This window comes from Guptibacillus hwajinpoensis (assembly GCF_020524165.1).
Lineage (GTDB): Bacteria > Bacillota > Bacilli > Bacillales > Guptibacillaceae > Guptibacillus > Guptibacillus hwajinpoensis_D.
Genome location: NZ_JAIVKU010000001.1, coordinates 249482 through 266116, shown reverse-complemented (window position 1 = coordinate 266116; position 16635 = coordinate 249482). Strand labels below are relative to the sequence as shown.

19 protein-coding genes are annotated in these 16635 nt (G+C 44.1%); 4 read left to right on the top strand and 15 right to left on the bottom strand.

The window, feature by feature from the left end:
- Window positions 1-71: 71 nt before the first annotated feature.
- The 3 genes from LC090_RS01370 to LC090_RS01360 are packed head-to-tail and all read right to left on the bottom strand — an operon-like array spanning window position 72 to window position 1730.
- Window positions 72-644 carry a TIGR01440 family protein gene (locus LC090_RS01370; RefSeq protein WP_226654537.1) on the bottom strand — a complete coding sequence of 191 codons (573 nt, stop codon included), beginning with the start codon at window positions 642-644 and terminating at the stop codon, window positions 72-74.
- A gap of 13 nt (window positions 645-657) precedes the next feature.
- A complete protein-coding gene (gene rpiB / locus LC090_RS01365) occupies window positions 658-1101 on the bottom strand; it encodes a ribose 5-phosphate isomerase B (RefSeq protein WP_226654536.1) in 444 nt (147 codons plus the stop codon).
- A gap of 2 nt (window positions 1102-1103) precedes the next feature.
- The gene (locus LC090_RS01360) at window positions 1104-1730 is read right to left on the bottom strand and encodes a low molecular weight protein arginine phosphatase (RefSeq protein ID WP_226654535.1); all 627 of its coding nucleotides are present in this window, start codon (window positions 1728-1730) and stop codon (window positions 1104-1106) included.
- Window positions 1731-1889: 159 nt separating this feature from the next.
- Here LC090_RS01360 and hflK point away from each other — a divergent pair, with 159 nt between their 5' ends.
- Both hflK and hflC read left to right on the top strand, forming a co-directional pair.
- Entirely contained in the window at window positions 1890-2849 is a 960-nt protein-coding gene (gene hflK / locus LC090_RS01355; RefSeq protein ID WP_226654533.1) for an FtsH protease activity modulator HflK, read from the top strand.
- On the top strand, window positions 2842-3771 hold the full coding sequence (gene hflC / locus LC090_RS01350) for a protease modulator HflC (RefSeq protein ID WP_226654531.1): 930 nt from the start codon (window positions 2842-2844) through the stop codon (window positions 3769-3771). The genes hflK and hflC overlap by 8 nt, the downstream gene beginning before the upstream one ends.
- An 83-nt stretch (window positions 3772-3854) precedes the next feature.
- Here the strand turns inward: hflC and LC090_RS01345 are convergent, their stop codons facing one another.
- Complete coding sequence (locus tag LC090_RS01345) at window positions 3855-4412, bottom strand: manganese efflux pump MntP family protein (RefSeq protein ID WP_226654529.1); 558 nt, start codon at window positions 4410-4412, stop codon at window positions 3855-3857.
- A 143-nt stretch (window positions 4413-4555) separates the two neighbouring features.
- Between LC090_RS01345 and LC090_RS01340 the strand changes: the two genes are divergently transcribed.
- A complete protein-coding gene (locus LC090_RS01340; RefSeq protein WP_226654528.1) occupies window positions 4556-4816 on the top strand; it encodes a DUF2533 family protein in 261 nt (86 codons plus the stop codon).
- Between the two features lie 39 nt (window positions 4817-4855).
- On the opposite strand, the gene LC090_RS01335 is transcribed toward LC090_RS01340, so the two are convergent.
- The 5 genes from LC090_RS01335 to prfA all read right to left on the bottom strand — a co-directional run bounded on the left by LC090_RS01335 (window position 4856) and on the right by prfA (window position 9218).
- The gene (locus LC090_RS01335; RefSeq protein WP_226654693.1) at window positions 4856-5896 is read right to left on the bottom strand and encodes an L-threonylcarbamoyladenylate synthase; all 1041 of its coding nucleotides are present in this window, start codon (window positions 5894-5896) and stop codon (window positions 4856-4858) included.
- Between the two features lie 188 nt (window positions 5897-6084).
- Complete coding sequence (locus tag LC090_RS01330) at window positions 6085-6516, bottom strand: hypothetical protein (protein ID WP_226654527.1); 432 nt, start codon at window positions 6514-6516, stop codon at window positions 6085-6087.
- Between the two features lie 76 nt (window positions 6517-6592).
- Window positions 6593-7201 (bottom strand): stage II sporulation protein R, encoded by a 609-nt coding sequence (gene spoIIR / locus LC090_RS01325; protein WP_226654526.1) that lies wholly within the window; start codon window positions 7199-7201, stop codon window positions 6593-6595.
- A 93-nt stretch (window positions 7202-7294) separates the two neighbouring features.
- Window positions 7295-8140 carry a peptide chain release factor N(5)-glutamine methyltransferase gene (gene prmC / locus LC090_RS01320; RefSeq protein ID WP_226654691.1) on the bottom strand — a complete coding sequence of 282 codons (846 nt, stop codon included), beginning with the start codon at window positions 8138-8140 and terminating at the stop codon, window positions 7295-7297.
- Between the two features lie 7 nt (window positions 8141-8147).
- Window positions 8148-9218 (bottom strand): peptide chain release factor 1, encoded by a 1071-nt coding sequence (prfA, locus tag LC090_RS01315; protein ID WP_224590872.1) that lies wholly within the window; start codon window positions 9216-9218, stop codon window positions 8148-8150.
- 152 nt (window positions 9219-9370) lie between these two features.
- Between prfA and LC090_RS01310 the strand changes: the two genes are divergently transcribed.
- The gene (locus LC090_RS01310; protein ID WP_226654525.1) at window positions 9371-10705 is read left to right on the top strand and encodes a CoA-disulfide reductase; all 1335 of its coding nucleotides are present in this window, start codon (window positions 9371-9373) and stop codon (window positions 10703-10705) included.
- Window positions 10706-10736: 31 nt separating this feature from the next.
- On the opposite strand, the gene LC090_RS01305 is transcribed toward LC090_RS01310, so the two are convergent.
- From LC090_RS01305 to LC090_RS01280, 6 genes are all read right to left on the bottom strand, one after another.
- On the bottom strand, window positions 10737-11111 hold the full coding sequence (locus LC090_RS01305) for a hypothetical protein (protein WP_226654524.1): 375 nt from the start codon (window positions 11109-11111) through the stop codon (window positions 10737-10739).
- A 127-nt stretch (window positions 11112-11238) separates the two neighbouring features.
- Entirely contained in the window at window positions 11239-11856 is a 618-nt protein-coding gene (locus tag LC090_RS01300; protein ID WP_226654522.1) for a thymidine kinase, read from the bottom strand.
- 284 nt (window positions 11857-12140) lie between these two features.
- Window positions 12141-12347 (bottom strand): 50S ribosomal protein L31, encoded by a 207-nt coding sequence (gene rpmE, locus LC090_RS01295; protein WP_098445408.1) that lies wholly within the window; start codon window positions 12345-12347, stop codon window positions 12141-12143.
- Window positions 12348-12499: 152 nt separating this feature from the next.
- The gene (gene rho, locus LC090_RS01290; protein ID WP_159786363.1) at window positions 12500-13765 is read right to left on the bottom strand and encodes a transcription termination factor Rho; all 1266 of its coding nucleotides are present in this window, start codon (window positions 13763-13765) and stop codon (window positions 12500-12502) included.
- A 474-nt stretch (window positions 13766-14239) separates the two neighbouring features.
- Window positions 14240-15205, bottom strand: a complete 966-nt coding sequence (gene glpX, locus LC090_RS01285) for a class II fructose-bisphosphatase (RefSeq protein WP_226654520.1) — start codon at window positions 15203-15205, stop codon at window positions 14240-14242.
- Between the two features lie 93 nt (window positions 15206-15298).
- Complete coding sequence (locus tag LC090_RS01280; RefSeq protein WP_226654518.1) at window positions 15299-16588, bottom strand: UDP-N-acetylglucosamine 1-carboxyvinyltransferase; 1290 nt, start codon at window positions 16586-16588, stop codon at window positions 15299-15301.
- Window positions 16589-16635: the final 47 nt, after the last annotated feature.

The following is a 16635-nucleotide window of genomic DNA, read 5'->3' as shown; positions in this document are numbered from 1 at the left end:
ATTGCATTGTACCACAGAAGTTCGTATCCGTATATTAGATAAACGAACTAAATTATTGTTCGGTTTTAAGCCTAAAAGCAGTGTTCATTCTTCCCTGGATATGATGCCCGTTCTCCACCGATAAGTTTTGGTCTTGAGCGTGCCATGGTGAGGTGAGCCTCGCCGATCGACGTATGTCTTCCTCTCACAGGTACTGCGACATGGCGTATGTGCATACCAATAAACGTATCACCAATATCAATCCCAGCATCTGCAGAAATGAACTCCACAAGTACAGGGTCACTCATATTTGCATAAGCATGGGTTGCCATCGAACCACCTGCTCGTGTTGTCGGAATCGCGGCTACGATATCGTATCCTCTCGCTTCAGCCGTTTCACGCTCAACAACAAGTGCTCGATTCAAATGCTCACAGCATTGAAAAGCAAGCTGAACACCCGTTTCTTGTTGAAAGACTTTCACACTTTCATAAATTGCCTCTGCTGCTGAAATCGTACCAGCCGTTCCAATTCGCTGACCGATGACTTCGCTTGAACTCATTCCAATCACAAGCAGGTGACGATTGGAAAGACGCGCATCCTGTTGAAGATCCTGAAGCGCTTCTAACGTATGACGGGTGATTTGACGCGCTGTTTGTTCATTCACAGATAACGCCTCCTTATCCCTTCGCTTCGTATTCCGTAATCTTACCGACTCGTTTTGCGTGGCGACCTGCTTCATACTCCGTCTCAAGCCATACCTTTGCAATTTCTGTTGCAAGACCCGGTCCAATGATCCGCTCCCCCATTGCCAGAACGTTTGAATCATTGTGCTGTCTCGTTGCTTTTGCACTGAAAAGATCATGAACAAGCGCACAGCGAATGCCATTTACCTTATTTGCTGCAATCGACATCCCAATTCCTGTACCACAGATTAAAATGCCGCGATCCGCTTCTCCGGTCGCTACTTTCTCTGCTACAGGAATCGCATAGTCAGGATAATCAACTGAATCATGGCAATCACAACCTAAATCAATCGCCTCCATTCCTAGCTCTTTAATGACATGAAGAATGTCTTCCTTAATCTTTACACCCGCATGATCAGCACCTACGGCTACTTTCACGGTTATCCCTCCAATTCTTCTTGATCGAGACGCTCAATCATCCGCTCAATCGCTTCTTCAATTTCACGATATGTTACTCGATATTGCTCAATGGTACCGCCAAACGGATCAGATATATCCATTGAAGGCAGATCTTGTTCAAGCGCTTGCAAGTCATTTAACTCTTTTCTCATTTCTGATTCGAATTGCTGACGCTTTTCCACTTGTTTTTCTGTATCTAGCTTTGTAATGTCATGAAGAAAAGCCGCTCGCTTCATTTCAATTTCTGCTGCCTTCTCCTGATAAGCATCATATTTTTTTTCATTTTCAGTTGCGGCATACTCTTTTAAGGTATACACCTTATGAGCGAGTTCTGGAAAATCCCGTAACACGAGCGCTTTGTGACTACTCGTCATCGTTAAAAGAAGATCGCCCCATTCGGCGAGCTCTCGATCCAGCATTTTTGCCGTATGCGTAAAGGGGACGTTTTTCTCTTCTAAAAGAATTTCAACCTGACGACTTGCCGGTGCGCCATTCGCCGCAAAAACGCCTGCTGATTTCGCTTCGATTTTTTTGCTTTTATTTTTTAAAATCACTTCCGCCATTGGACTGCGGCATGTGTTACCTGTACACACAAATACTACTCTCACCTTGTCCACTTCCCTTCTCTTCTTATTATGAGAGATGAAACGGGATAAATCCACCCCTCACTCAGGGAACAATTTCAGAGAAAAAGAATGGAAGTTCTGAAACCTTTTTGTCATCTGAACGTAATACTTGTTAGAAGCAAATCAAGGGGGGAAAGTCGCATGTCTCAAAGAAAAATCGTCCTTTTATCTGGCTCCATTGTTCTATTTCTTATTCTTGGCGTTATCCTCGTTACGAGCTGGTATACCGTTGATGAGTCTGAACAAGCGGTTATTATGACATTCGGTAAAGTGGATGAAGAAATTAGCGATGCTGGACTTCATTTTAAACTTCCATGGCCGATTCAACAGGTAGACATTCTACCGAGAGAAACGTTCAGCTTAACGTTTGGATACGATGAGGAAGATGGCAAGATCGTGGATTATCCAGAGGAGACGAAAATGGTAACGGGAGATGAAAACATCGTCCTCGCTGATCTCGTCGTTCAGTGGCGCATCACGAATCCAAAACAATACTTATACTACTCAGATGAACCGAAAGAAATTCTCTATAACGCAACTTCTTCTTCCTTAAGAGGTGTGATCGGTAGCTCCGAAATTGACGAAGCTCTCACGTCAGGAAAAGCCGAGATTGAAGGAAATGTCCGAGACATTCTTACTAAACTAATTGATCGCTATGAAATTGGTATTTCGATACTTGATGTGAAGCTTCAAGACGTGGAGTTACCAAACGATGAAGTACGAAAAGCGTTTACGAACGTTGTAGATGCTCGTGAACAAAAAGAAACGACGATTTACGGAGCGAAGAAGTATAAAAACCAGGAACTAAATGTTGTGGAAGGTCAAAAAGATGCGCGTATTTCTAAAGCAGAAGGTGAAAAAGCGCAGCGAATTGAGCAGGCACGCGGGGATGTTGCTACATTTAACGCTCTCTACAATGAATACAAAAATAATCCAGATATCACAAGACAGCGCCTGGTGTTAGAAACGCTTGAAGAAGTGCTGCCTGATACTAAGATCTATATTACCGATGAAGGTGGAGACACCGTGAAATATTTACCAATTCAACCAGCGAAGGAGAAAACGAGCGAAAAGCCAAAGGAGAGTGAAAAGAATGAGTGAGAACGTTTTTAATATGGATGAACACCGCCGTAAGATGAATCCAAGTAAAATCGTAAAAAGCGTATTGCTCATCGTTCTCCTTCTCGTGATCATTGGCGGGATCTTCAGCACCCTCTTTGTCGTGAAGGAAGGTGAGTACAAAGTGATTCGCCAATTTGGGGACGTTGTAAAGATTGAAACAGAGCCTGGATTAAAGGTAAAGGTGCCCTTTATCCAATCCATTACGACACTTCCAAAATACCAAATGCTTTATGATGTGAATCCAGAAGAAATTACCACGAAAGATAAGAAGCGCATGACGGTTGATAACTATGCGGTCTGGTCAGTCAGTGATCCACAAGATATGATTTCAAACGCACGGACGATTGAAAACGCTGAAGCCAAAATGGGTGAATTTATTTTCTCCGTTATTCGCTCAGAACTTGGTCAACTGGAGTACGATCAGATTATTAATGAGGAAAAATCCAATCGAGGAAGTTTTAATGACAATGTGCGTGAGCGAGTGAATGAATTACTTGAACGCGATTCATACGGAATTCAAGTAACGGATGTACGTATGAAGCGAACCGACCTTCCTGATGCAAACGAACAGTCCGTTTTCCAGCGTATGATTTCAGAGCGTGAGTCAAAAGCCCAGGAATATTTATCGCAAGGGGATGCCGACTCGGATCGAATTAAAGCTGAAACGGATAAAGAGGTAGATACCATTCTCGCCAAAGCCGATGCGGATGCGGAAGAAATTCGAGCAGAAGGCGAATCGGAAGCGGCGAAGATTTACAACAAAGCATTCAGCAAGGATCCAGAATTTTACGAGCTTTACCGCACGCTTGAGTCTTATAAAACAACGTTGAATGACGAAACGGTAATCATGCTGCCAGCAGATTCGCCTTATGCGAGACTTTTACAGGGAATTACAGAGTAAATCTTACCAGGGAGGCCCTTTCGATTACGTGAGCGGCCTCTCTAGAAGTGTTTATTGGTCAACCTGTCATCGTGCATCCCACATTACAGGATCAACAGCTTCAACCCAAATCCAAATAAGATGCAACCGCCGAGAAGTTCGCTGTACGATCCGATCAAGCGCTGAAACTTCCGACCCATCATTAATCCTGACCAGGTTAAGAGCATGCTGATTAGGCCAAATAACAAAATCGTGACGAAAACTCTAGCCCCGTAGATTCCTAGACTTAAACCAACCGAAAAGCTATCGAGGCTCACACTTAACGAGAAAACAAGCAAACCAAAGCCAACCGGAGTTACAAACGGCTTATCGCTCGATGAAAGCGAGGAAAGTCCCATTTGAATACCAAGTAATAGCAAAAGAGCGCCGCCAACCATTGTTGCAACCGTGCCAAAGTGTTCTGAAAGGACGCGGCCAATGATCATCCCAGCAAGCGGCATTCCCATATGAAACAGCCCGATCACTACGCCAATTTTAGCAATTTGGCGGAGACGAAGCGGAATCATGCCCATGCCAAGTCCAACTGAAAAAGCATCCATACCGAGAGCAAATGCCATTATGCTTAAAGTTGCCAGCTCTCCTATTAACGCAGTGGAAATCATTCCATCTCCTCCCGGGACGTGCTATTCAACTTTTATGCACGTCCTCTTGAAAATAGAAGGGAAAGAATGAATAATAGATTACGTAAGGCTCTTTAAGGGTAGTGTTTTAGTAATGATTGAGCCAAATTGGAGGAACTAATACTATGAGCGTTCACAAAGGGATATCGAATCAGCTTAGTCAAAAAAACCGTGAAATTAACTTGTTTATTCAGTTAGATAAAGAGAGAGAAGCCGCTATTGCTCATGCTGTCGAATTGTGTGAAGCAAATCAACCATATTCAACGGACCGTATTAATGAGCTTTCTCTTCAAATTAATGAACTTGCCAAACAGGGAAGCATCCCTACGCGTACGTACGTTACAGAACAGATGGTAGAAGAATTCGTAGAGAAGAAGCGCAAATGAGGTATAAGAAAACCCGCTCATCCTTGAGCGGGTTTTCTGCTATTCTTTGATCACACGATTGCTGGCGGCTTTTGATAGCCGGTTCATCACGGCTGCTCCCACGCCCTCTTGTGAAAACACTTCACTATATATTTCATCCACATCGGCTTCATCAAATTGACGTAAGACATCATATAAACGGTTCGCAACGGAGATGAGGTCTTCTCTCGTACCGCACGGGATAATGACATCGGCCCGATACGTCGCTTTCGATTCCTCAGTCGCAAGAACCCCGACCTTTACTCCCTCTGCTCTACGCTTGTCCACAATCGACTGCAAGTATGAAATCGAGCCATCCACAAGCGTGACCGGCGCCGTTGGGGCATAATGCTTGTACTTTACACCTGGAGATTTAGGCTTATGGCCATCATCGCTTAGTGCTGGATCGACTTTCACTTCTCCAACGACTTCTTCTAACTGTTCTTTCGTAACCCCACCAGGACGAAGAATGGTTATGCGATCGCCGGAACAGTCCACAACAGTAGATTCTAGTCCCACTCCTGTTGAACCACCGTCCACAATACCAGCGATTTTGCCACTTAAATCATGAATCACATGTTGGGCTGTGGTTGGACTTGGTTTACCGGATAAGTTTGCACTTGGTGCAGCGAGGGGTAAATTCGCAGCCTTTAACAGCGCGAGTGCAACTGGATGATCTGGCATGCGAATCGCTACCGTATCAAGGCCAGCCGTTACATTTTGAGCGACACTTTCTCCACCAGGAAATACAATCGTGAGCGGTCCTGGCCAGAACGCATTCATTAAAGCATCTGCTTGTTTAGAAATATGCGTCACTAACTTTTCCACATGTGGACGACTCGCCACGTGAACGATCAGTGGATTATCGGCAGGACGACCTTTTGCTCGGAATATTTTTGCTACAGCTTCTTCTGATAGCGCGTTTCCCCCTAGTCCATAGACGGTTTCAGTCGGGAAAGCGACAACTTCATTACGTTGTAAACATTCGGCAGCTTCCACAATCTGTGGATAATCATTTTCACTATCCACATTTTCATCCACATACCAAACATTTGTGTGGATACCTTCCACTTTCTTCACCTTCTTATTCTAAAAATGCTCATAAACCCGCTTATTTCGGGAAAATATATGATCTTTCCACAGGATTCTACACAATTCGTAAAAACGCTTCCTTCTGCTAATCGTAAATATATCCACACAATGTGGATAACGTATGTTCGGATTGTGCATAACCTTGTTGATGAGAATGCCTAGATCAATCGTTTTCTCATGATGATTCGCTGATCTGACTGATTGGAAAATAGCTCATTTTCCCTTACTAACTCCGGAACCTCTGCGAGGGAAATTGTCGAGAAACCGAAAACTTGAAAGAAAAATGACTCTTCTTTTGAAGTAAGAAACAACTCGTCCAAGTTCGCTTCTTTCGCAAAAAGAACAACCTGATCAAAAAAGCGTAATAGCCGTTCAGAGGTCGATCCAGAACGATTCAAAACGAGTGCCCTTAAGAGACCTGATGCACCTATTGTTTCAAGTCCAATCACACCAAGCCATTCTTTCGTTTCTGATTCAGCGATTAGAAACGACTCAATAGCAGGGAGCCCGTCCACCTTTAGTCCGGACCGTGAGACAAAATCCCAAACCGCTGCGGCATCTTCCTGCGTTGCTTTTCTAACAAGAAACAAATGAATCTCCTCCTTCACGTTGTCCATAAAACCGTTCTATTATGGTCTTATGCGTTGAAGGAGGAGAATAGACCGATTAGCTGAAAATTCCTTTTACCCAGTCCACAATCGTATCGATGATTTTCACCAGGAAGAAGTCGACTTCCACTTCTTCTGCCGGCTCTTCTGCCGGCGCGTCACCTTCCGCCTGAACAGCATCTCCATTTGAGAAATCAAGGAAGCAAAGCGGCGGGAATAAAACGCACCACCAGTTATCCCCAAGCCCTTCCCCAATTGTGATTAAGACAGCTTCGTAATCACCGGCTGGATAAACAAAATCTCCATACAGCTTTGTCGGAAAAGCGACTTCTCCAAACGAAACAGAAAATGATTCACTACTCCCAATCTGATTAAGCTCTTCTTCTACAATCGCTTCAATTTCATTTAAATGACTTTTGATTACACGACGCGATGCTTCAATGGATGTTAAATCAGCAACCCACTTATTAATCGATTCGTTCACTTCATCACGAATGCTACGCTTTACTGACTGATCTTCTTCACTATTACTATTTGCTAAAATGCGAAGACGAATCGCTTCGTCTGGAATCACTTGCTCATTTGCTTTTACAATACCCGAACCCTGGAGACTTGAAGCAAGAATAAAAAATGAGATTAATAGATTAATAAGTCCTCTTTGATTCATCTTGTATCCCGTCCCTTCTAGCTCTCATTCTGGCCAGAATCAGACGTTTTAAACGTAGAACTGTTCACCAGAATGCGAGTAGAATCGACAGGGCTATTTCACAACACCAAAGACCATCCGTTCTTTCCCACTAATATCTTTCACCACGTCAACCTGGATACGCTCACCAAAAGAGTCTTCCAGCATCCGAGCAACCGTTCTTGCCTGCTTTTCCCCTACCTCAAATCCAATTAAGCCTGGAGAAGAGATTAGCTTCGGCAGGCCTTCCGCAAGTCGGCGATAAAGCTCGTAACCATTTTCTCCTCCTACAAGCGCTTGAATCGGTTCATGATCACGCACTAACGGATCTAGGGTCGCATATTCCTCTTCCGAAATATAAGGAGGATTGGAAACGACAATATCAAGCTTTCGCCCTTCTAGCGGCTGAAGTAAATCACCGTGAAGAAATGAAATTGGAGCCTCTAACCGGCGCGCGTTTTCCTTCGCTACCTTAAGCGCATCCTCTGAAATATCAACAGCTGTCACGTCTTGATTGCGAAGTTCTAGAGCAAGACTAATGGCAATGGCTCCGCTTCCTGTGCCAACATCGGCGATCGTTGCTTTTGCTGGATCTGAGAACAGCGCTTTTGCTCGAGTAAGAATGCCTTGCACAAGCTCTTCTGTTTCAGGTCTTGGCACAAGCACATGATGATTCACGCGAAACGTTCTTCCGTAAAACTCTTCTTTCTCAACAATATGCTGAACGGGAATACCGCTCGCATGCTCGTTTATTTTCGCTTCAAAACTTGGGAAATTCGGCATTTCATCCTGCATTTGAAGTAAAAGTTCCGTTCTTGAAACATTTAACTCATGCTTGATCAGCCACTCAGCAGCCGAGGCTTCACGTCCGTGCTTCTCTAAAAAAGAAGAAGCCCATTTAAGGGCTTCGAATACAGTCATCATAAGGTCACTCTCCAGCTTCCGCCATTAAGCGCGTTTGCTCTTCAGTAATCAGCGCATCAATGAACTCATCAAGTTTACCTTGAAGAATCTGGTCAAGTTTCTGAATCGTCAGGTTAATTCTGTGATCCGTTACGCGATTTTGCGGGAAGTTGTACGTGCGAATACGTTCAGAACGGTCGCCAGTACCAACAGCTGATTTACGGTTATCGTCGTACTCTTTCTGTGCTTCCTGCTGGAACTTATCATAAACACGAGCACGAAGAACCTTCATCGCTTTTTCTTTGTTCTTAATCTGGGACTTTTCATCCTGACAAGACACAACAACGCCTGTTGGTAAGTGCGTTAAACGAACGGCTGACATCGTTGTATTTACACTCTGTCCACCCGGTCCACTAGACGTAAAGGTATCCACGCGGATATCTTTGTCGTGAATCTCAACTTCTACTTCTTCTGCTTCAGGTAGCACCGCAACTGTTGCCGTAGACGTATGAATACGACCACCTGATTCTGTTGACGGAACGCGCTGAACACGGTGTGCCCCGTTCTCATACTTCATTTTTGAATAAGCGCCGGCACCGTTGATCATAAAGATAATTTCTTTAAAACCACCGAGCTCAGTTGAACTTGATTCAATCACTTCAGACTTCCAACCTTGCATTTCAGCAAAGCGGCTGTACATTTTGTACAAGTCACCGGCAAATAGAGCGGCTTCGTCTCCACCCGCTGCTCCGCGAACCTCGATAATAACGTTCTTATCATCATTGGGGTCTTTCGGAAGAAGTAGTACTCGTAAGCGCTCTGCATACTCTTCTTCTTTAGGTGTAAGCTCGGAAAGCTCTGCCTTCACCATTTCACGCATTTCAGCATCTTTTTCTTCCTCAAGCATCGCTTTCGCATCTTGAATGCCTTCGAGAATTTCCTTATATTCACGATACACCTGAACGGTTTCCTCAAGGCTTGCTTGCTCTTTGGAATATTCTCGGAGTTTCGTCGTGTCATTAATGACTTCCGGATCACTCAACAACTGATTTAACTTATCATAACGTTCTTCTACAATTTCTAAACGGTCTAACAAGATCTTTCACCTCGTTTTCGTTGCATAACATTCTAATTATAGTATAGGACATTTCACAGGTCAAAAGCAAAAATAGCTTTAACATCCTTCATTCAGGGTAAACTGGGAGTAGGCTAGTAATAATGAACGATTCCGGAAGGGGCTGTTTATAGATGAAATTTGTGATTATTGGTGGAGATGCCGCTGGTATGAGTGCAGCGATGCAAATAATTCGAAATGATGAGGAAGCAGAAGTCGTCACACTTGAGAAGGGAGAAATTTACTCTTACGGGCAGTGTGGACTACCTTATGTCATTAGTGAAAAAATTGAATCCACTGATAAACTTATCGCCAGATCCGTAGACACGTTTCGAGAGAAGTATGGAATTGATGCTCGCGTGTACCATGAAGTAACAAACGTGGATACCGAAAAAAAAATAGTAAAAGGAATACATTTAAAATCAGGCGATCACTTCACCGAATCTTACGATAAGCTCCTAATTGCCACAGGGGTTAGTCCTGTTAAACCAGACTGGGAAGGGATCGATCTTGAAGGGATACATACATTAAAAACGATACCTGATGCTAAAAAGATTATAAAAGATTTAGATGAAACAGTGAAAAACGTAGCCGTCATTGGAGGCGGCTATATCGGACTTGAAATGGCTGAAACGTTCCGTGAGCTCGGTAAACAGGTGCGCATCATTGAGCTTGGTCCGCACCTCGCCAGCATTTTTGATGAAGATATGGCGAAGATGATTCATGATGAAGCCGAGCGTAACGAGGTGGCTGTTCATACAAACGAAGGTGTCCAATCATTTAAAGGTGAAAAGCGCGTCGAAAAAATTGTAACAGATCAGGGAGAGTATGAGGCAGATCTTGTTCTCGTTTCTGTTGGGGTAAAGCCTAATACAGGCTTCCTTAAGGAATGTGGGCTTCATACCGCCTCTAACGGGGCGATTCAGGTAAACCGCTACATGCAAACGAGCAAGGAAGACGTTTATGCGGCTGGAGACTGCGCCACCCATTACCATCGCGTCAAAGAACGCGATGATTTCGTTCCTCTTGGTACGACGGCTAATAAACAGGGACGAATTGCCGGACTGAATATGGTCGGCCAGCCAAACACGTTTAAAGGAATTGTCGGCACTTCTGTGATTAAATTCTTTGGGTTAACACTCGGTCGCACCGGCCTTTCAACAAATGAAGCAAAAGAACTGAACTTACCGTTCGCTAGCTGCTCTACTGAAGCGACAGACATCGCTGGTTACTATCCTGAAGCACGTGAACTTTGTGTCAAAATCATTTTCAGAGATGATAACGAACGCATTCTTGGCGGACAATTCATTGGGAAGTATGGCGTAGATAAGCGCGTCGATGTGCTCGCAACCGCTCTCTATCACCAGATGACGCTTCATGACATCGAAGACCTCGATTTGGCGTACGCCCCTCCTTATAACAGCGTTTGGGATCCCTTGCAACAAGCAGCAAGACGAGCGCAGCATTAATCAAAACAACCCTCTCGTTGGTGAGAGGGTTTTATCTTGCTCGGACGTGGATTTTGTATCTTGGTACGGCTTGATAAATTTTAGCCGCAAGCGTTTTTTTCTGATTCGTTAATTCTGCTTCTTGTTTATTTGTGAACTTTACATTTACCCATGCATGATTCCCTGTAATTGAAATCAATCCAGCATCGAAACCTTCCGCTTCGACAACCTCTCGAATTTTATCCTGATCGTCACTGATCGTCGGCTTATCCACACTCATATTTCGATAGGACTGTGGGTTTAAGTTAATATCGGTATTTAAATTTTGCCCTTCTCCCGCCTGTCCATTTGCTTCTGGCGGTTTGAGTGGCGAACAGGCTGATACAAACAACACAAACGCTAGCATCATCCAAGTTATCTTTCTCATCAGTCGGTCACCTCCTGTTTTTAAGGTGCCCAACAAATGATGGTTAGATTCAAACCAGTGCTTTTCTTATCCCCTCGTTACGAAAAACAATATTTCGAAAGAACAAAAAAAGCCCGGTTTCCCGGACTTACTTAGAGATTTCTTGTTCTTTGTTGTCTCGTGCCGTTGGCTTCCCTGGCACTTTATGACAATGACGGCAGCGAGGCTCATACGACTCTGATGCACCGACAAGAATAATTGGATCTTCATAATGAGCAGGCTTACCATCAATGAGGCGCTGCGTACGACTTGCTGGAGAACCACACACGACACAGATCGCTTGAAGCTTTGTAACCGATTCAGCTACCGTTAAGAGCTTTGGAACCTGTCCAAATGCTTCCCCACGGAAATCTTGATCCAGCCCTGCTACGATCACTCGAACACCTTCATCCGCAAGCTGCTGAGCGACATCCACAATGCCCTCATCAAAAAATTGCACTTCGTCAACCGCAACCATATCCGTGTCTTCTGAAACGCGGTCCAGGATCGCCTGTGAATGATCAACCGGAACAGCGATGACGGACATTCCATTATGAGATACAACAGATTCTTCGCTATATCTGTTATCCACTTTTGGTTTAAACACCTGGACTTTTTGCTTGGCGTATGTCGCTCGTCTAACACGACGAATTAACTCTTCAGACTTTCCAGAAAACATACTCCCGCATACAACCTCAATCCAGCCGCTGTACTTCATAACATGCATTCAACCGCTTCTCCTTTCCCAGCATAAGCATAAAAAAATGACTGATCAGCGCAGTCCTTATTTTGCGTATACTTTCATCCTATTATTGATGGCAAGGGTATCACACGACACACTCACCCATTTTCTTAATCGACATGCTTCGCCTCATCTAAAGATCATCCATTATAGGAAGAAACGGGTGAACAAATCTGTTTGCTCGAACCGTTTCTTCCTACAAATTTGGCCTTCTTTGCTTCAATTGAGTTAAAAAACAGGCAAGGAGTAAAAACTTGCCTGTTCTATCATTAACCTTTTAGGTTGTATTTTTTTCTAAACTTATCTACACGTCCACCAGCGTCATTAAACTTCTGACGACCAGTATAGAATGGATGGCACTCAGAGCATACCTCTACGCTCACGCCGTCCTGTTTTGTAGAACCAGTTTCGAATTCGTTACCGCAAGCACATCTTACCTTAATGGTTTCATAACCAGGATGAATCGCTTGTTTCATGAATTTCATCTCCTTCCGCCCTGATTCCTGAGGAACCAGAGTTAAATGAAGCTAAAAGGCAGTGCCTTTTAGCTTCTGCACACATAGACGTATTATAGCAGGCTGTCTAAGACAATGCAATTGATCATCTTGTGACGAAGCCCTTTCAGAACTTACCTGGATGAACCGCTTTTTTCCTTCTCAAACAGATCAAAAAACTCGCGATTTTCTTTTGTTTTCTTAAGACGTTTCAAGAAATTATCGACAAATTCAAAGGAATCATCCATGCTCTTACGAATTGTCCAAAGCATTTCAAGCTGTTCTTTCGGAAGAAGCAACTCTTCTTTACGCGTACCTGAGCGACGAATATCAATTGCAGGAAAGACGCGACGTTCCGCAAGACGACGATCAAGATGAAGCTCCATGTTACCCGTTCCTTTAAATTCTTCATAAATGACATCATCCATACGCGAGCCTGTCTCAACAAGTGCTGTCGCTAAGATCGTTAAACTCCCGCCTTCTTCAATGTTTCTTGCAGCACCAAAGAATCGTTTTGGACGATGGAAAGCAGCAGGATCAATACCACCAGAAAGTGTACGTCCACTTGGAGGAATAACAAGGTTATAAGCACGAGCGAGACGTGTAATACTATCAAGAAGAATCACCACATCTTTTTTATGCTCAACTAAGCGCATCGCACGTTCGAGGACAAGCTCAGCTACTTTAATATGATTATCTGGCGTTTCATCAAACGTTGAGTGAACGACATCACCATCAACTGAACGCTCAATATCCGTTACTTCCTCAGGACGCTCATCGATAAGAAGTACGATCAATTCCGTTTCAGGATGGTTAGTTGTAATGCTATTTGCAATTTCCTTCAGAAGCATCGTTTTCCCGGCTTTTGGCGGTGCAACGATCAATCCACGCTGACCAAACCCTACCGGTGAAATCATATCGATAATTCGAGTAGAAAGATTGCCTGATTTATTTTCGAAATTCATTCGCTTCTCCGGATATAGCGGTGTTAGCGCTGGAAAGTGAACACGTTCTTTCGAAGAATCAGGGTCTTCCCCGTTAACTGCCGCCACATGTAAGAGGCCGTAGTAGCGTTCATTTTCTTTTGGAGGACGCACCTTACCCGAAACACGATCGCCGTTACGCAAATCAAATCTGCGAATTTGAGAAGCCGAGATATAAATGTCTTCTGCGCTTGGCGAGTAGTTAATCGGTCGAAGGAAGCCAAATCCTTCAGATGAAATAATTTCAAGGATTCCTTCCATAAAAAGAAGCCCCGACTGCTCTGCCTGTGCTTTTAGAATTGCGAAAACAAGCTCTCGTTTGTTCAACTTACTATAATAAGAGACTTTGTACAGTCTTGCCTGTTCATAAAGCTCTTTTAATGTCATTTGTTCTAATTCTGATATATTTACTGCCATGTTGACACCACACTTTTTAAATGATTATGGGTTTTCCCCGACTGGAAATGAAATAAGTGCAAGAAGATTCATAAAAACAACAAAGAGAAGTTGCTTATAGGTATCCGTTTTAGAAAAAAGAAAGAGAGAAAGAGTTTGTTGAGATCCTGTGAGAGGCTAGTATGTGATCCATTCAGGCATCTCTTAAGTGAGAGTAGAGGAAGTGCACAACGAAGGTGTTGCTTAACAATCGTTACTCTTATATACGTTTCTTTCATGATTTTTGGCTCATTTTCGCCATTATCAACAAGTGGAACGAGCGTCCACTAAGCGAATGACGACATTTGAGCCAAAAATCAACTTTTCAACTCAACGATGTTGAGCGAATAGTAATAGGAAATAATACAGCACCTTATAGTTTTACCAGATTCCTAAAAAATATTCAACATGAAATGAGTCATGCGTGTGAGAATGAAGTGCCGTTTGTGAACATTTCTATCGGATAACGAGGTCTGGTTTCTTTTTCAAGCTGTGTTTCCCGTCGATAAAGCGAACGGTTCCAGACTTCGCACGCATAACAACCGATTGGGTTGTACCAGAAGTTCCCTGGAATCTGACACCTTTTAGCAATTCGCCATCGGTTACACCGGTTGCTGCAAATATGGCGTCTTCACCTTTTACGAGATCTTCCATATAAAGGACGCGTGAAACATCCTCAATTCCCATTTCGTTACATCGCTTTAACTCTTCTTCATTTTGAGGGAGAAGTTTCCCCTGTATTTCTCCACCAAGACATTTCAATGCAACAGCTGCAAGTACACCTTCAGGGGCACCACCGGAACCAAATAATATATCAACACCGGTGTCATCGAAGGCTGTGTTAATTGCCGCTGCCACATCCCCGTCAGAAATAAGTTTAATTCTTGCACCTGCAGAACGCACTTCTTCTATAATCTTTTCGTGACGTTCCCGATCCAATATGACCGCCACGCAATCTTCAATTTCTTTTCCTTTCGCTTCAGCGACAGCCTTCAGGTTATCAAGGACGGAAGCGTTAATATCGACTTTGCCAACGGCTTTTGGTCCCACCGCGATTTTGTCCATGTACATATCAGGCGCATGAAGCAGATTCCCATGATCCGCTACAGCTAATACGGCCAGAGCATTCCACGTTCCTGCTGCTACAATATTCGTTCCTTCTAATGGATCTACGGCAACGTCTACGCGTGGACCGTAACCAGTTCCCAGCTTTTCACCAATATAAAGCATTGGGGCTTCATCCATCTCGCCTTCCCCAATAACCACTGTTCCCTTCATCGGCACGGTGTCAAACACATCTCGCATCGCCGTGGTCGCTGCGTCATCTGCTTCTTCTTTCTTGCCCCTCCCCATCCAACGTGCTGATGCTAGAGCAGCAGCTTCCGTAACTCTCACAAGTTCCATCGTTAAACTTCTTTCCATTATGCTTTCCTCCCCCGGGGTACGCAACTTAAATAAAACGCTTTCAAAAAAGATAACAGAACGGCGGTTTTCACCGCCTTTCTGCCTTTCACCTTAAGTACTTTCTACCTCTTTTAGCTCTTCTTGATCCAATTTCTCACGCCAAACCCGCGCTCCAAGATTACTGAGCTTCTCTACGAGTCGCTCATAGCCGCGATCAATGTGTTCAAGACCTGAGACTTCCGTTATCCCTTCAGCCATCAGACCAGCTACAACAAGAGCTGCACCGGCTCTTAAATCCGAAGCGCGCACCTTTGCTCCCTGGAGTTTAACGGCACCGTTGATAATTGCAGATCGTCCTTCAACCTTGACGTTCGCACCCATTCGACGAAGTTCATCGATATGTTTGAATCTCGCGCCATAAATTGTATCGGTTACAATACTGCTACCTTCAGCGTTCGTTAGGAGCGATGTAAACGGCTGTTGAAGATCGGTCGGGAATCCTGGGTAGACGAGGGTTTTAAGGTCAACGCCTTTCCAGCCTTCACGCGGAGAGCGAATGTAGACTTGATCTTCATTCGTCTCCACTTGCACACCCATCTCACGAAGTTTTGCAATAAGGGATTCAAGGTGCTGAGAAATGACGTTATCAATCACAACTTCATCACCCATCGCAGCTGCCATAATCATATATGTCCCTGCCTCAATACGGTCAGGAATGATCGAATGGTAACAGCCTGTGAGCTCGTCCACTCCATCAATTCGGATAACGTCGGTTCCAGCCCCTTTAATCTTGGCACCCATACTTGATAACAGTGTGGCAACATCAATGATTTCAGGTTCTTTAGCAGCATTTTCAATAACGGTACGCCCTTTCGCACGAACCGCTGCAAGCATAATGTTAATCGTTGCCCCAACGCTCACAACATCAAGATAAATACGAGCGCCTTTCAGTTCATCTGCCCGAAGATAAATGGCACCCTGCTCATTTGTTACTTTTGCACCAAGTGCTTCAAAACCTTTAATATGCTGATCAATCGGACGTGGTCCAAGATTGCACCCGCCTGGTAGTCCAATAACCGCTTTGTTAAAACGACCTAACATCGCACCCATTAAATAATAGGAAGCACGAAGCTTCTTTACTTTGCCATTCGGCAGCGGCATTGCAATCATATCCTGTGGATTTACAGTTAATGTATTTCCATTTAGCTCAGCTTGTCCCCCGATTTCTTCAAGCAAATCACGGAGAATTCCAACGTCAGAAATGTTCGGCAAGTGATCAATAGTGACAGTGGAATCTGCTAGAATAGCCGCCGGGATTAATGCAACCGCACTATTCTTGGCACCGCTCACCTGAACGGTTCCACTTAAACGGTGGCCTCCAGCGATCATCAACTTTTCCATAACGGTCTCCCTTCTTCGTCCGCATCGTATTCCTGTTCCTCATTCTG

Bases quoted from the DNA above. Each gene is read 5' to 3' on its own strand.
- LC090_RS01305 (WP_226654524.1), bottom strand. From the start codon at position 11,111: ATGAGAAAGATAACTTGGATGATGCTAGCGTTTGTGTTGTTTGTATCA.
- hflK (WP_226654533.1), top strand. From the start codon at position 1,890: ATGTCTCAAAGAAAAATCGTCCTTTTATCTGGCTCCATTGTTCTATTT.
- LC090_RS01340 (WP_226654528.1), top strand. From the start codon at position 4,556: ATGAGCGTTCACAAAGGGATATCGAATCAGCTTAGTCAAAAAAACCGT.
- LC090_RS01345 (WP_226654529.1), bottom strand. From the start codon at position 4,412: ATGATTTCCACTGCGTTAATAGGAGAGCTGGCAACTTTAAGCATAATG.
- spoIIR (WP_226654526.1), bottom strand. From the start codon at position 7,201: ATGAATCAAAGAGGACTTATTAATCTATTAATCTCATTTTTTATTCTT.
- rpmE (WP_098445408.1), bottom strand. From the start codon at position 12,347: ATGAAACAAGCGATTCATCCTGGTTATGAAACCATTAAGGTAAGATGT.
- prmC (WP_226654691.1), bottom strand. From the start codon at position 8,140: ATGACTGTATTCGAAGCCCTTAAATGGGCTTCTTCTTTTTTAGAGAAG.
- LC090_RS01300 (WP_226654522.1), bottom strand. From the start codon at position 11,856: ATGCATGTTATGAAGTACAGCGGCTGGATTGAGGTTGTATGCGGGAGT.
- glpX (WP_226654520.1), bottom strand. From the start codon at position 15,205: ATGGAAAGAAGTTTAACGATGGAACTTGTGAGAGTTACGGAAGCTGCT.
- LC090_RS01310 (WP_226654525.1), top strand. From the start codon at position 9,371: ATGAAATTTGTGATTATTGGTGGAGATGCCGCTGGTATGAGTGCAGCG.
- LC090_RS01280 (WP_226654518.1), bottom strand. From the start codon at position 16,588: ATGGAAAAGTTGATGATCGCTGGAGGCCACCGTTTAAGTGGAACCGTT.
- rho (WP_159786363.1), bottom strand. From the start codon at position 13,765: ATGGCAGTAAATATATCAGAATTAGAACAAATGACATTAAAAGAGCTT.
- hflC (WP_226654531.1), top strand. From the start codon at position 2,842: ATGAGTGAGAACGTTTTTAATATGGATGAACACCGCCGTAAGATGAAT.